Genomic DNA, 15,259 nt, shown 5'->3' on the forward strand with positions numbered 1-15,259 from the left:
GGGCCTCATAGTTGTTTTAATCTCAGTGTTAAAAACTATATGAGGTTATGGATAGAGGAATTCAAGGGAATAGAGCAGAGATAGAAACGAAAAACGAACCCCGAAAGGTTCGTTTTGTTGTTCTTATTGCGTTTCTTTCCAAATCGCACACGGCTCAATTTTCGCTCGTTGCAATTTGTGCTTATCACGCTCGGCATCTCGCTTAAATTTATATGGCCCTAGCACCACTCGGTACCAGCTGCTGCCCTCTTTCTTGCGAATTTTGCTGTTGATACCTTGGAAGGCAATATCCAGCTTGCGAGCTTCTGCCTGCTGAGCATTTTTGTAAGCGCCACACTGCATGATATATGGGATCTCTGACACCACTTGCTCTTTCGCTTTCACTTCCACTTCACGGCTTGGCAAGCTTTCCACGTAATCCCATTTTTCTTCTGGTGGTGGAGGTAATTTCGCTTGAGGTTTAGGCTTTGGCTTCGGTTTTACAGGCTCTGCCACAGGCGCAGGCGGCTCAGGGTCAGTGCTAAGCAAATATAGGCCATACCCAAAAAGGCTCACCAACAACACGGCAAGCAGTCCACTGCGCCAAGGTTTGCGGCGAGGTGAATTTTTCTTCTTGGCTGGCTTGCGGTTATTCCCGCCACGGCCTCTTTTTACGTAATCTCTATTTGCCACAACTAAACATCAATTAAATTGGTTACTACTGTCGCTATGTTAATCCAGAATGCCTAGAGATAACAGAGTAGAAATGGAAGCGGCGCATCAGATTGCGCCGCTTAAAAGTCCTGTTTATAGCACTCTTGGGGGAGCTGCACTTTCTCTGACAACCAAGTTGGTTTCCAGGAGTCGAGACCCCGCTCGAACATCATGCCCACGCAGCAGTTCTAGCATCATTAGCATAGCCTGGCGGCCAATTTCGTAACGAGGCTGAGAGATCGTCGTCAGCGGTGGATCGCAGTACTGGGCGAAATGAATATCATCGAAGCCCACAACCGAAAGGTCTTGAGGAACGCGTAAACCGAGCTTTTTCGCTTCTTGAATAGCACCAATAGCCATTGCGTCATTGTGTGAGAACACCGCTGTTGGTGGCTCAGGTAACGCTAACAATTGACGAATCGCTTTTGCACCAGACTCAAACGAGAAGTCACCATAGGTGCAGTAACTCGTCGTCATGGTGATCCCAGCACGACGCAACGCCTGTTGGTAACCTTGATGACGGAACTGACATAATGCCGCTGACTCTGGCCCTGAAATTTGTGCAACTCGTTTGTGGCCCATTTGGGTTAGGTAGTTAACCGCTTCAAAGGCCGAAGTGAGGTTATCGATATGGACAGTAGGAAGCTCAAGCTCTGGTGCGAATTCACACGCCATCACCATTGGCGGCAAATTCTTTTGTTCCGGCTTGCTCACATCAAATGGTAAGTCAGTCCCAAGCAGTAACATGCCATCGGCTTGTTTGGTAAACACTAAGTTTACGAATGAGCTCTCACGTTTTTTCTGCTGACCACTATCACCAAGTAGAACAATGTAGCCATGCTCCATCGCAGCATCTTCGATACCACGAATGATCTCGGTATAGTATGGGTCACAAATATCTGGAATGATTGCGATGATTGTTTTGGACTCATTACGACGCAAGTTGCGCGCAAGTGAGTTAGGTGAATAACCAGCTTCTAGAACCGCATCTTCAACTCTTTTCCGTGTTGCTGATGAGACTTTTTCTGGATTCATAAGCGCACGTGAAACCGTCGCTGTTGAAACTCCCGCAAGCTGGGCAACATCCTTCATTGTCGCCATATCTTCTTAACCCTCTTAAATTTCCTAATTTAGTAGCCTATTGCCACCTAAACCTAATGAATTGCATCGTATCGACCAAGTAGGACAATTGGATGTTGTGTAGGCTATTGGCCTATCTTCTCTATTATCTTCTGCGCGCAAACGTTTAACTTCAAAACAATCGTCTAAATTAAGCGACTTGCACATCACCTAGTGTATTCATTTCAACGAGTAAAGTTACGGGAGATTTAACAAAACAGGCAGCCAAATAGAGATCTCAATCACAAATAAATGAAAAAAGTCTGCATATTGACCGCCATCAAAGCCAAGGATGTGGCGTTTAGAAAAGAAAGAAGCGAGCAAATGATCCAGTTAGCTTAAATCTTGCGGTTCGATATCCAGCGTCCAACGCACCTTTTTCGCATGAGGCAACATCTGAATCACCGGCTTAGCACTCGACAACAGTTTTTGCATCGTAGGGCGACTTTGCGTTTGCAATAAGAGTTGCCAACGATACTTCCCTGCTCGCTTGGCTAAAGGGGCCGGCGTTGGCCCTAATACCAGACAGTAATCATCAAAGAGAGGATGAAACTCTAATGTATGACGAACCTGTCGAAGGAACTCTTCCACCACTTCTGATTGGTTCGCCTCTGCTCTAAACAGAGTCAAAAAGCTGTATGGCGGTAACTGGGCCAGTTTACGTTCTTCTAATGCTGTGTCAGCAAAATGGCGATAACTCTTCGTCAGTAGAGCTTGCAACAAACTGTGTTCAGGATGGTGGGTTTGTAATACCACTTCACCTGGTTTACTTGCGCGACCTGCTCGCCCAGCCACCTGAATAAACAGCTGAGCCAAGCGTTCCGATGCACGGAAATCACTACTGTAGAGCGAACCGTCGACATCCAATAAAGCCACCAGCGTAACATCTGGAAAGTGGTGACCTTTCGCCAGCATTTGCGTACCAATAAGAATTTGGTATTCACCATTGCGAATCGCGCCTAAAGCGCTCTCTAAGCTGCCTTTACGACGAGTACTGTCTCGGTCAATTCGAATGGTCTTATATTCTGGGAAAAGCTCTGCAAGTTGCTTTTCTAGTTGTTCAGTACCGACACCGACCGTCACCAAGTGCGTTGAACCACACCCTTGGCATTGGTGAATGATCGGTTGCTGAGAACCGCAGTGGTGGCAGCGAATTTCGTTACTGTATTGATGGTAAGTGTAATAAGCATCACAGCGTTTACATTCGGCAATCCAGCCACACTCATGACACATTAAGGCTGGCGAGAAACCACGACGATTCAAAAATAACATCACCTGATTGCCCGCCTCAAGGTGCTTACGCATTTCAGCAATCAGTGGAGCCGATAAGCCGCTCTCTAAATACAGGCCTTTGACATCAAGCACTTTATTCGTGGTTGGCGTTGCGTTCCCAGCACGAGATGAGAGAACAAGGTGGTGATATTTGCCTGCTAAGGCATTGTGCAGTGTTTCAAGGGCAGGTGTCGCTGAACCCAATACAATCGGGATTTGCTCTTTGTTGGCTCGCATCACTGCCACATCACGAGCGTGATAGCGAAGACTGTCTTGTTGCTTATAAGAGGCATCATGCTCTTCATCGACAATGATGATACCAAGGTCATTAAACGGAGTGAGCAGTGCAGAACGAGTGCCAATCACAATACCACAGGCATTATCTCGTGCAGAGAGCCACGCATTAAGGCGCTCTGTATCATTTAAGCCAGAGTGAATCACCTCAACCGGTACATCAAAGCGTTTTCTAAAGCGATTAATGGTTTGTGGGGTAAGGCCGATCTCAGGTACCAGCACTAAAGCTTGCTTGCCTTGCTCTAATACCGGCTTGATGAGGTTCAGGTACACTTCCGTTTTGCCTGACCCCGTGACCCCTTCCAACAAATAACAGCCAAACCCTTCGCCACTGTTAACCGTTGCGATAGCAATAGCTTGCTCGGCGTTTAGCTTAGGCTTGTCCACGTTGGCTTCAACATGCTGACGCCAATCTCGAATAACCGGCTTGGTTTCAACGGATTCTATCCAACCTTTTTCTGCGAGCGTTTTTAACACTGAAGACGAGACTTCTTCATCAATAAAGCGTTGGTGCGATACCGCTCCTGGCTCCAACATTCGCATCACTTTTTCTTGCTTAATCGCCCGCCCAAAGCCTTGCATCAGCTGATCACGACCCGTTATGGTCAATCGCCACTCCACCAGCGTTGCAAAATCCGCCGGTTTGCCTTTACGCAGCGCACTCGGCATTGCATTCAATAAGGTATCGCCCAAAGGGTATTGATAGAACTGGCTGCACCATAGCAATAAGCCATAGAGCTTTTCTGGCCAGACAGGCTGGCTATCGAGCACTTGTTTTATCGGCTTGAGCTTATCGAAGCCAAACTCGGACTCATTTGAAAATGATGTCACGATACCCACCAAAGTTTGACGACCGAAAGGCACAGAAACTCGCCCACCAACAATAGGAAATAGATGGCTAGGGATCTGATAATCAAACTGTTTATCCAGTGGCACTGGCAGTGCTACTCGGGCAATCAAAGGTCGCATAGTTTGGCTTTATAGCTCGCTGGAAGGAGAGAAGAACTAGTCTAAGGGAAAAGCCCGTCAGTGGAAAGAGAGGCTCTATCGTACAGAACGAGAACAGCGGCTAAAAAAGTAGCAACTTTATTGTCAAATCGGTTGATCCTGAGTCACGTATTCATTACTATATCGCGCCTTAGAGATATGGCTCGCCTATGGCAGCGGTATCCCTAACTACTATTTTTTAACTACGTGTGGTGTCCGGCATTAGAATCGGATAGCGACACGGCCCATTATTGAGGTTATCCCATGAAAGCTGGTATCCACCCAGAATACAAAGCTGTTAAAGCAACTTGTTCTTGTGGCAACTCTTTTGAGTTCAACTCAACTCTAACTAAAGAGTCAATCCACCTAGACGTATGTGACAAATGTCACCCATTCTACACTGGTAAGCAACGTATCGTAGATACAGGCGGCCGTGTTGATCGCTTTAACAAGCGTTTCGGTGCTCTATCAAGCAAGAAGTAATTTCTGCTTAGCCGAATCTAAAAAGGACGCTCAGGCGTCCTTTTTTGTTGCCTCTATTTTTCTTTGCGCTTCGAAGTAACCCTATCATTGTAGGGAATTATTTTTAGCAAACCGATATTTGCCAGCCATATCTCTTTTCATCTGGTCTTATCACCAGTTATTTCCGATCTTTTGGCGCGATGGGTCGCATTCTGACCTTTGCAGCTTGACTTAGTTACTCTAGAATGGATTTCCCCTTTCCATATTATTATTAATGAGTACCTACACCCATGTCAGATGACAATCGCCAAGAATTATCTCCTGAAGAACAGTTTCGCCAGCAAGCATTGGATTACCATGCTTACCCTACCCCAGGCAAAATTGCTGTCGCACTAACGACCCCTGCTGAAACAGCGAAAGATCTAGCGCTAGCCTACAGCCCGGGCGTGGCAGAACCTGTACGTGAAATCGCGCAGAACGCCGATAACGTCTACAAGTACACTTCTAAAGGAAATATGGTTGCGGTTATCTCTAACGGCACAGCGATTCTTGGCTTGGGTAACTTAGGCCCTCTAGCATCAAAACCAGTAATGGAAGGGAAATCTCTTCTATTCAAACGTTTTGCTGGCCTAGACTCGATTGATATTGAAGTGAAACACCGCACGATCGAAGAGTTCGTTGATACGGTAGCTAACATTGCCGATACCTTTGGTGGTATTAACCTTGAAGACATCAAAGCCCCAGACTGTTTTGAAATTGAAAAGCAGCTGATTGAGCGTTGTGATGTTCCTGTATTCCACGATGACCAGCACGGTACGGCTATCGTAACGGCTGCAGGTATGCTTAATGCGATTGAACTTCAAGGTAAGAAGCTTGAAGAAGCGACCATCGTTTGTTTAGGTGCAGGTGCAGCAGCGGTAGCTTGTATGGAGCTTCTGATCAAGTGTGGCGCAATGCGTGAAAAGATCTACATGCTTGACCGTAAGGGTGTTATCCACACTCGTCGTGAAGATCTAAACGAATACAAACAGCTATTCGCAAACAACACAGATAAGCGCACGCTTGAAGATGTGATTGAAGGTGCTGACCTATTCCTTGGCGTTTCTGGCCCTAACCTACTCGCACCAGAAGCATTGAAACTGATGGCCGACAAGCCAGTGGTATTTGCGTGTTCAAACCCAGATCCAGAAATCAAACCGGAACTGGCCTATGAAGTGCGCGATGACTTAATTATGGGTACAGGTCGCTCTGACTACCCTAACCAAGTAAACAACGTGCTGTGTTTCCCATTCATCTTCCGTGGTGCATTAGACGTACGTGCAAGCGAAATTAACGATGAAATGAAGCTAGCGGCTGTTGATGCGATCCGCCAACTAGCGAAAGAAGAAGTACCTGCTGAAGTACTAACCGCTGCCGGTGTCGACGCTTTGTCATTTGGTCCTGGTTACATCATTCCGAAACCAATGGATTCTCGCCTACTTCCACGTGTTGCAAAAGCAGTTGCACAAGCCGCTGTTGATTCAGGTGTTGCGCGCATCGAGATGCCAGAAAACTACATGGAAAGCTAATCCACCAGATTAGACCCAATAAAAAACCGCTGTGGCTACACAGCGGTTTTTTTGTATCTTTAGTCGGCTCTCAGCGAAAAAACGAGGTGCTTGTCGTTTTTATTATTCTTCGTCAAACGCTTCGAACTCTATGCCCATTTCTGTCATCAGTTTTTTCACTTCTGCAGGAATATCATCTGGGCGATCTTTACGTAAGTCTTCATCCGTTGGCAATGGTTGCCCTGTATAAGCATGCAAAAATGCTTCACACAGTAGCTCACTGTTCGTTGCGTGGCGCAGATTATTAATCTGACGGCGAGTACGCTCATCAGTTAAGACCTTCAATACTTTCAATGGAATAGATACAGTTATCTTCTTTACTTGTTCGCTTTTCTTTCCATGTTCAGCATATGGGCTAATGTATTCGCCATTCCAGTCTGCCATTGCGCACCTTTTATTATTCGTTGTGATTAATTTGAGAATCCGTAATTTTAGCGGCATTTATGGCCACAAGCAAAGACATATAGACGTCTAGAAGTGTTGACGGCCACACTTTTGGCAAGTAAAGTGAACAGATATGGAGTTGGAATAACATATATCTAACAACCAACAGGTATAGCGTATTCCCTAAAAGAAGTCACTAAAGTTCGAAAGGAAACACTTATGAGCACCCGCAAACCAGCCACAATCGCGGTACGTACTGGTATCGAGTCTGACACTCAGCATCACGCAGTTGTTCCACCAATCTACCTATCGACCAACTATGGCTTCCCAGCTTTTGGGGAAGTACCTAAATATGACTACACCCGCTCAGGAAACCCAAACCGTGGTTTGCTAGAAACGGCTCTGTTTGAGCTTGAGTCTGGTAAAGGTGCTGTCGTTACCAACTGTGGGACATCGGCCCTGAACCTTTGGGCTTCCGCTTTCCTTGGCCCAGATGACCTCATTGTTGCGCCTCACGACTGCTATGGTGGCTCTTACCGACTGTTTAACACACGCGCGAATAAAGGTGACTTCAAGGTTGAGTTTGTTGACCAATCGGATGAGCAAGCGTTCGATGCCGCTATCGCCAAGAAGCCGAAGTTGATTCTATTAGAAACACCATCAAACCCCCTCGTACGCGTGGTTGATATTGCCAAAGTGTGTGAGAAAGCGAAACAAGTCGGTGCGCTAGTCGCTGTCGACAACACCTTTTTGACACCTGTGTTCCAAAAGCCTTTAGAGCTCGGTGCTGACTTCGTTATTCACTCCACAACCAAATACATCAATGGTCACTCAGATGTGATTGGCGGTGTTGTGATCACCAAGTCTGAAGAGCACGCTGAAGAGCTCGCATGGTGGGGCAACTGTATTGGTGCGACAGGCACACCATTTGATAGCTATATGACACTGCGCGGCATTCGTACGTTAGGCGCGCGCATGAAAGTGCATGAAGAGAGCTCAGCGAAGATTCTGGATTTCTTACAGACTCAAGAGTTGGTAGGCAACATCTATCACCCAAGCCTACCTGATCACCCAGGACATGAAATCGCGAAAAAACAGCAGTCGGGATTTGGTTCAATGCTCAGCTTTGAGTTCGCCGGTAGCTTTGAACAACTGAAATATTTTGTTGGTAAGTTGGATCTGTTCTCGCTGGCGGAATCTCTTGGTGGTGTTGAAAGCCTGATTTGTCACCCTGCTTCCATGACACACCGTGCTATGGGTGAAGAAGCCCTTGCTGAAGCTGGCGTTTCACAACAATTACTGCGTTTATCTGTTGGCTTAGAAGATGCCGATGATCTTATTCAAGACCTAGAACAAGCCTTTGCTCAAGCCAAGGAGGCGTTCTAATGTCGATTGTGCGTCAATTGCATAAATTTGGTGGAAGCAGTCTGGCTGACCCAGAATGCTACCGCCGTGTTGTGGGCATCTTGAAAGAATACTCGAGCGATAATGACCTAATTGTCGTTTCTGCAGCAGGTAAAACCACCAATCGCTTAATCGCCTTTTTAGACGGGTTAAGCAAAGATGGTCGTATTGCTCATGAAGAGCTACAAAGCTTACGCCAATTCCAGCTTGAGCTGATTGAAGCCCTTATAGAGGGGGATGAGAAACAAACGCTCATCGCCACACTCAGCGATGAGTTTAGCACTTTAGGCGAGCTTACTGCTCCTCTAACAGAAGCAGAGAAAGCAGCGGTGTTAGGACATGGCGAAGTGTGGTCTTCTCGGCTACTCGCCGCACTGCTTTCCCAAAGTGAACTGGCCGCCGTTGCACAAGATGCAAGAGCATTTCTACGTGCAGAAGCTGGTACTCAACCAGAAGTCGACTTTGGTGCCTCTTATCCGCTGATAAAAGAAGTCTTAGCTCAACACTCTCACCATCGTATCGTAATCACTGGCTTCATGGCGCAAGATGCTCAGGGCCATACCGTGCTACTTGGACGTAATGGTTCAGACTATTCAGCGACAGTCATTGGTGCGTTAGCAGAAGCAGAGCGTGTGACAATTTGGAGCGATGTGGCGGGTGTATACAGCGCAGACCCTCGCCTTGTCTCTGACGCTTGCTTGCTACCACTGCTTCGCTTAGATGAAGCTAGCGAACTGGCTCGACTTGCTGCACCTGTATTACACAGTCGTACACTCCAACCTGTGGCACAAAGTGCAATGGATTTGAGCCTGCGCTGTAGCTACCAACCTGAATCAGGCTCTACGCGTATTGAACGAGTCCTCGCATCAGGGCGCGGAGCAAAAATCATCTCTTCGCTCGATGAAGTGTTATTGATAGAACTGAGCTTCGCATCGGGTCATGATTTCCAACGCGTAGAAAATGACGTGCTAAGCAGCCTCAAACGAGCGCAGCTAGAGCCACTCACTTATGAATCTCAACCTGATCAATATTGTCTACGTTTAGCCTACACGGCCGAAATTGCCGGTGGTGCACTAGAACATCTACAAGATGCCGCGATTGAAGCAGAAATTAAGCTCAAAGAAGGGTATTCGATGGTTGCTGCGGTTGGCGCCGGCGTCACCACCAATGCTAACCACTGCTACGGCTTCTACCAACAATTAAAAAACGCACCGATAGAGTTCATTTCAGAGTCTCTTTCTCGTTTAAGCCTGGTTGCAGTGTTACGTAAAACCGACACCAAGCCACTGGTCAAATCGATTCATAGCCAGCTTTTCCAAGCTCAAAAGCACGTCGCTATCGCACTGTGTGGTAAAGGCAATATTGGTTCGAGCTGGCTTGAGCTGTTTACAGAGCAAAAGAACGAATTAGAAAAGCGTCACGGTATGAGCTTTGACCTCGTTGCTGTCGTTGATAGTCAAACGTATTGGTTTGATTCAAATGGTATCGAGGCCGCCAAGGTTACTGCTCACTTTGATGAAGAAGCGATCCCTCATACAGACAGTGACTGGATTAAACGTTTGGGTGCAATTCAAGGCTATGATGATGTCGTCGTTCTGGATGTGACGGCGAGTAAAACTCTGGCAGAGCGTTATTTAGAAATTGCCGAGCAAGGCATGCACCTAATCTCAGCAAACAAAGTAGCGGGTTCAGCATCAAGTGAGTACTACCACCAAGTGCAAGATGCGTTCGCTAAGATCAATCGCCATTGGTTATACAATGCAACGGTAGGCGCAGGTCTGCCTATCAACCACACGGTGCGTGATTTACGTGAAAGCGGTGATGATATCATTGCGCTATCAGGTATCTTCTCAGGCACGCTGTCTTGGCTATTCCAGCAATATGATGGCAGTGTTCCTTTTGCTGAATTGGTTGATCTTGCATGGCAGCAAGGCCTGACAGAGCCCGACCCACGCAGTGACCTTGATGGTTCTGATGTGATGCGTAAACTTGTTATTTTGGCTCGTGAGTCCGGTTTAGCGATCGAGCCTGAAGCGGTGAAAGTAGAAAGTTTAGTACCTCAAGAGCTAGCTGACCTCAACTTAGATGACTTCCTAGATAAGTCTCATATCTTGAGTGAGCGCTTGGCCGAACGTCTAGAGAAAGCACAACGAGAAGACCGCGTATTACGTTATGTCGCTCGATTAGAAAAGAACGGCAGCGCAACGGTTGGTGTTGAAGCCCTCAACAAAGAACACGCACTCGCGAACTTATTGCCGTGTGACAACATCTTTGCCATCGAGAGTAAATGGTATAAAGACAACCCACTTGTGATTCGTGGCCCTGGCGCTGGCCGAGAAGTCACAGCAGGAGCGATTCAATCCGATCTTAACCTGCTTTCAAGCCAACTATAGTAAACTAATGGCGCAGAGAGATTCTGCGCCATCTTCCTCTTCAAGTCCCAATCCCACCAACTTGAACTCACCTCATAATAAACTTGAAAAAAATTCATAATGGTACGGTTGACATTAAATCGTATTCAATACATTCTGTAGACATATAGACGTCTAAACGTCAATTTGGAATTTTTAGAGTTTCGGCACTGATGGCCACAGGGAGAGTAAGATGGGATACACGCACGCCAGTCATATAGACGCTTTAAATCAGAATATCGCTGAATTGTCTGACAATATCAACGTGTCATTTGAGTTTTTTCCACCAAGCAGTGAGAAGATGGAAGAGACGCTGTGGAACTCTGTACACCGCCTTAAAACACTTCAACCAAAGTTTGTCTCTGTGACTTACGGTGCGAACTCTGGTGAACGTGATAGAACTCATTCCATTATCAAAGAAATCAAAGATCAAACGGGTCTTGTTGCGGCCCCTCACCTCACCTGTATCGATGCCTCACGAGAAGAGTTAATTCAGATCGCGGATGACTATTGGGCCAATGGTATCCAAAGCATCGTTGCACTACGAGGCGATATTCCACCAGGTGGCGGCGCTCCAGATATGTACGCCTCAGACCTGGTAACACTGCTTAAAGAGCGTCATGACTTTGATATCTCGGTTGCGGCTTTCCCTGAAGTGCACCCAGAAGCAAAAAGCGCCCAAGCAGACCTACTTAACCTGAAGCGTAAAGTAGATGCGGGTGCAAATCGCGCAATCACTCAGTTCTTCTTTGATGTTGAGAGCTACCTGCGTTTCCGCGACCGCAGCGTGGCGGCAGGTATCGATGTCGAAATCGTACCGGGTATCCTGCCTGTATCAAACTTCAAGCAAGCTTCACGCTTTGCTGCGATGAACAATGTAAAAGTCCCTGGTTGGATGGCACAGCAGTTTGAAGGGCTCGATGACGATCCAACAACGCGTCAGCTAGTAGGTGCTAGCCAAGCTATCGATATGGTACGTACACTTAGCCGCGAAGGCGTGAAAGACTTCCATTTCTACACGTTGAACCGTGCAGAAATGACTTACGCTCTATGTCACACGTTAGGTGTTCGCCCTAAAGCGTAATGCGTTGAAACAATACAAAAAATGGCCGCTCATCCCAGCGGCCATTTTTCTTGAGTCGATAATAAAAAGGCTGAGCACATATGCTCAGCCTTTTTGAATCTTAAGCAAAGTAGATGATTATTCTACTTCGTCCATCTTACCTAGTAGGTTGCGGATGCGCTCTTGCCATGCAGAGTGCTCTTGTTGCATCTGCTGAGCTTTTTGCTCAAGCTCTTCACGGTTTGAACGCAGCTCATTAGCTTCTGTCGCTAATTGTTCTTTCTCTTCTTTTAGCTCTTCAACTTCCATTTGTAGAAGGGCAATTGTATCTACTGCGGTTTGGATTTTTGCTTCTAGTTGTTCTAGTACTTCAAAAGACATCTTAGCCTACCTATATTGATCTGGAGAAGGTTTTGGTCACAAGCGAGCCTAAAACCATTTTGTTCCATTCTACTCAGCCGAGAGCTGATAAACACTCCCTATATTTAATATTTTCGCCATTCGGTTAAAAAAACAGCGCAAATTGACAATCACCTTACATCTAGAGAGCTGGCATTGTTCGATACACAATTTAACTCACTAGATTGATGCAGTTCAATGGTCGTTTAATGAAAAAAGCAAACGTTTCCTTCTTGGTATGATAGAATCCTGCCGTTTTTATTATTCTCTTTCCTTTTAATTTTGGAGTCATCATGAAACGCGATTTAGCAATGGCATTTTCTCGAGTTACCGAAGGCGCAGCACTCGCTGGTTATAAGTGGCTTGGTCGAGGCGACAAGAATGCCGCTGATGGTGCAGCAGTGGAAGTAATGCGCACCCTACTGAACAAAACAGAGATCAGTGGAGAGATCGTGATTGGTGAAGGCGAGATCGATGATGCTCCTATGCTGTACATCGGCGAAACAGTAGGTGTCGGTGGTGACGCAGTAGATATTGCTGTTGACCCGATTGAAGGCACGCGTATGACTGCAATGGGACAATCAAACGCACTCGCCGTTTTAGCCGCAGGTGAAAAAGGCAGCTTCCTAAAAGCACCTGACATGTACATGGAAAAACTGGTTGTTGGTCCTGGTGCAAAAGGATGTATCGATCTAAACAAGCCATTGAAAGAGAACCTAGAAAATATCGCGAATGCCCTCAACAAGACCCTCGACACTCTCGTTGTAGTAACGCTAGCAAAGCCTCGTCACGATAAAGTTATCGCTGAAATGCAATCTATGGGTATTCGCGTTTTTGCTGTCCCAGATGGCGACGTAGCTGCCTCTATTCTAACTTGTATGCCAGACAGTGAAGTAGACGTCATGTATTGTATTGGTGGCGCTCCTGAAGGTGTAGTATCAGCTGCTGTGATTCGCGCACTAGACGGTGACATGCATGGTCAATTACTTCCTCGCCACGAAGTAAAAGGCGACAGCGAAGAGAACCGTATCTATGGTGCTGCTGAGCTAAAGCGTTGTGAAGAGATGGGTGTAAAAGCGAACGTCGTGCTTAAGATGGAAGATATGGCACGCAGCGATAACGTTGTCTTCTCTGCGACAGGCATTACTAAAGGTGACCTTCTAGAAGGTATTTCACGCCAAGGCAATATTGCGACGACTGAAACCCTACTAATTCGTGGACGTTGCCGAACCATCCGTCGAATCAAATCTACGCACTATCTAGAGCGTAAAGATCCAGAAGTTAGAGAAATTATTCTTTAATTGAATTGATAGAAAAAGGTCAGTAATCACTGACCTTTTTTCTAATCCGAACTGATACAGACTTTATTCTTACCCGTTGATTTCGCGGTGTATAACGCTTCATCTGCTTTACGGATTCCCTGCGTAGCCCATAGGTGGCGTAAGTTTTCAAACAAGTGAGCCGCGTAGATGTGAATCCCCCCGGACACCGTTATTTGAATCTTTTCACCATTTTTCATCCTAAAGCCTTGAAGACTCACATCTCGCTGAATTCGCTCAAAGATTGATGAGATAAGTTCGTCCGACTCGCCCGAAACAGCAACAACAAACTCTTCTCCCCCAAAACGCGCAACGATGTCGCATTGGCGTAAACTATCGGTAATCAACGCTCCAATATGACAAATGACTTGATCGCCCACCTCATGGCCATATTCATCGTTAACACCTTTGAAATCATCGATATCGAAGACTCCAATACCTATATATCTAAGCTCCTCTTTATCTTTAAGGCGCTCTTCAAAGCCTCTTCGGTTACTCAAGCTAGTTAGAGGGTCACGCATAGCAAGTTCGCGTAAGGTACCTTGTGTCGCTTGTGTATAACGATACCAGATAGCCCCTATAGATAAAGCGTAGAAGAGCAGAAGTACCATTAGCTGACTCTGCTCATGATTAATAATATGGATGATGTGTATGCGTTTAGGCTCGTCTACATTGAGGTATAGGCCAGAAAACTGCTCTTGTATTGTAACGGGCTCCGAGAACGTAAAACTGACTAAATCACGTAGATTTGGGCCTGGCTGAGAAGAGAGTTGATAGCCAGAACTAGTATTCGCGATCAGGCTATCTAAGTAAGCATCTATAGCAAGTACGCCCTTAAATTCATCATTTACATAAACGCCCTTAGTAATTGTAACCACTTTAAGGCCCGTCAAATAGTCTTCGTATTCACCGGTATATATAATCCGATTTCTTTGTTGGCTGAGGCCATTACGCACAGTCTTGACCCAATAAGGACGATTCATCACAACGCTATCAAATGTGTCGCCTTTAATCGACTGGGCGAACTCTTTAGGTGATGAGATGATGAATTTGTCTTTCGACAAGAAATAAATAGAAGAGATCTGATCAATTGACTTAGAAAAATAAGCCATTGACGGAGCGATAAAAAGACGGCGATAAGCTTCCTGATACAGTGGCGAGTCAGGAGCACACATCTCGACAGGCCCTGAAAAAAGGAAATCATAGTCTTCACCGTCATTACTAATACCACCAAAGTTACAAGTATTACCGGTTAAGTTGATGGTATGAGGTAGGACATACTCTTCGTTATGCAGTGGATATAACGCTGTAATGTTGTATTCAAGCGCATTGATTACCTGAGTCAGCTCTTCCAAAGACTGTTCTACTCTCTGCTTCTCTTGAAGATATTCAGATTTAGAGTCGTCGGCTGAGTCAAATATTAATAATGCTATAAACAGAAGAAAGGCAACTGTTATCCATGCAAAAGCTTTTTTAAGTCCTATCTCACTAGTTGATGTCACTGTATTTTCACTATATTGAGAAGAGGCCACATATTAACAGAATGACATACTTTTGCTATTAGTATTCATCCCGGAGGTGCTTACGAAGCGGAGCTAAAGGGGGAGTAAAAACGACAAAACCCAACCATCAGGCTGGGCTATTGGTTTTTCGTATACGAAAAAGCCCTGCTATTTCTAGCAGGGCTTCTAATATAATGGCGGAGTGGACGGGACTCGAACCCGCGACCCCCGGCGTGACAGGCCGGTATTCTAACCAACTGAACTACCACTCCGCAGTGGTAAACATGCCCTTAGGCATGGTTCCATAATTTAAAGCCTGGCGATGTCCTACTCTCACATGGGG

12 protein-coding genes and 1 tRNA gene are annotated in these 15,259 nt (G+C 46.1%); 6 read left to right on the forward strand and 7 right to left on the reverse strand.

The genetic code is table 11. The annotated features are described in order from the left end of the window. Positions 1-123: 123 nt before the first annotated feature. The 3 genes from ftsN to priA form a co-directional block, all read right to left on the reverse strand. Positions 124-672 (reverse strand): cell division protein FtsN, encoded by a 549-nt coding sequence (gene ftsN, locus EJ063_RS18705; protein WP_126575822.1) that lies wholly within the window; start codon positions 670-672, stop codon positions 124-126. A 114-nt stretch (positions 673-786) separates the two neighbouring features. Beyond that, positions 787-1,794 carry a DNA-binding transcriptional regulator CytR gene (gene cytR, locus EJ063_RS18710; RefSeq protein ID WP_126575823.1) on the reverse strand — a complete coding sequence of 336 codons (1,008 nt, stop codon included), beginning with the start codon at positions 1,792-1,794 and terminating at the stop codon, positions 787-789. Positions 1,795-2,145: 351 nt separating this feature from the next. Further along, positions 2,146-4,347: a primosomal protein N' gene (gene priA / locus EJ063_RS18715; protein WP_126575824.1), complete on the reverse strand. Its 2,202-nt coding sequence runs from the start codon at positions 4,345-4,347 to the stop codon at positions 2,146-2,148. A 282-nt stretch (positions 4,348-4,629) separates the two neighbouring features. Between priA and rpmE the strand changes: the two genes are divergently transcribed. Together rpmE and EJ063_RS18725 are read left to right on the forward strand one after the other, a co-directional pair. Continuing rightward, complete coding sequence (rpmE, locus tag EJ063_RS18720; RefSeq protein WP_006963341.1) at positions 4,630-4,848, forward strand: 50S ribosomal protein L31; 219 nt, start codon at positions 4,630-4,632, stop codon at positions 4,846-4,848. A gap of 269 nt (positions 4,849-5,117) precedes the next feature. Further along, positions 5,118-6,395 carry a malic enzyme-like NAD(P)-binding protein gene (locus EJ063_RS18725; protein ID WP_126575825.1) on the forward strand — a complete coding sequence of 426 codons (1,278 nt, stop codon included), beginning with the start codon at positions 5,118-5,120 and terminating at the stop codon, positions 6,393-6,395. Between the two features lie 102 nt (positions 6,396-6,497). Here EJ063_RS18725 and metJ read toward each other — a convergent pair whose 3' ends face one another. Next, a complete protein-coding gene (gene metJ / locus EJ063_RS18730; RefSeq protein ID WP_004415993.1) occupies positions 6,498-6,818 on the reverse strand; it encodes a met regulon transcriptional regulator MetJ in 321 nt (106 codons plus the stop codon). Positions 6,819-7,037: 219 nt separating this feature from the next. Here metJ and EJ063_RS18735 point away from each other — a divergent pair, with 219 nt between their 5' ends. From EJ063_RS18735 to metF, 3 genes are all read left to right on the forward strand, one after another. Then, entirely contained in the window at positions 7,038-8,204 is a 1,167-nt protein-coding gene (locus tag EJ063_RS18735; protein WP_126575826.1) for an O-succinylhomoserine (thiol)-lyase, read from the forward strand. Continuing rightward, the gene (locus tag EJ063_RS18740; RefSeq protein ID WP_126575827.1) at positions 8,204-10,615 is read left to right on the forward strand and encodes a bifunctional aspartate kinase/homoserine dehydrogenase II; all 2,412 of its coding nucleotides are present in this window, start codon (positions 8,204-8,206) and stop codon (positions 10,613-10,615) included. The genes EJ063_RS18735 and EJ063_RS18740 overlap by 1 nt, the downstream gene beginning before the upstream one ends. 211 nt (positions 10,616-10,826) lie before the next feature. After that, positions 10,827-11,717: a methylenetetrahydrofolate reductase gene (gene metF / locus EJ063_RS18745; RefSeq protein WP_126575828.1), complete on the forward strand. Its 891-nt coding sequence runs from the start codon at positions 10,827-10,829 to the stop codon at positions 11,715-11,717. A 117-nt stretch (positions 11,718-11,834) separates the two neighbouring features. Here the strand turns inward: metF and zapB are convergent, their stop codons facing one another. Next, positions 11,835-12,077 (reverse strand): cell division protein ZapB, encoded by a 243-nt coding sequence (gene zapB, locus EJ063_RS18750; protein ID WP_126575829.1) that lies wholly within the window; start codon positions 12,075-12,077, stop codon positions 11,835-11,837. Positions 12,078-12,388: 311 nt separating this feature from the next. On the opposite strand from zapB, the gene glpX reads away from it, so the two are divergent. Beyond that, positions 12,389-13,396, forward strand: a complete 1,008-nt coding sequence (glpX, locus tag EJ063_RS18755; protein WP_126575830.1) for a class II fructose-bisphosphatase — start codon at positions 12,389-12,391, stop codon at positions 13,394-13,396. A gap of 41 nt (positions 13,397-13,437) precedes the next feature. On the opposite strand, the gene EJ063_RS18760 is transcribed toward glpX, so the two are convergent. Then, on the reverse strand, positions 13,438-14,916 hold the full coding sequence (locus EJ063_RS18760; protein WP_439333295.1) for a sensor domain-containing diguanylate cyclase: 1,479 nt from the start codon (positions 14,914-14,916) through the stop codon (positions 13,438-13,440). Positions 14,917-15,111: 195 nt separating this feature from the next. Further along, positions 15,112-15,188, reverse strand: a tRNA-Asp gene (locus EJ063_RS18765). Positions 15,189-15,259: the final 71 nt, after the last annotated feature.

The sequence above is a fragment of the Vibrio aquaticus genome (assembly GCF_003970385.1).
GTDB lineage: Bacteria > Pseudomonadota > Gammaproteobacteria > Enterobacterales > Vibrionaceae > Vibrio > Vibrio aquaticus.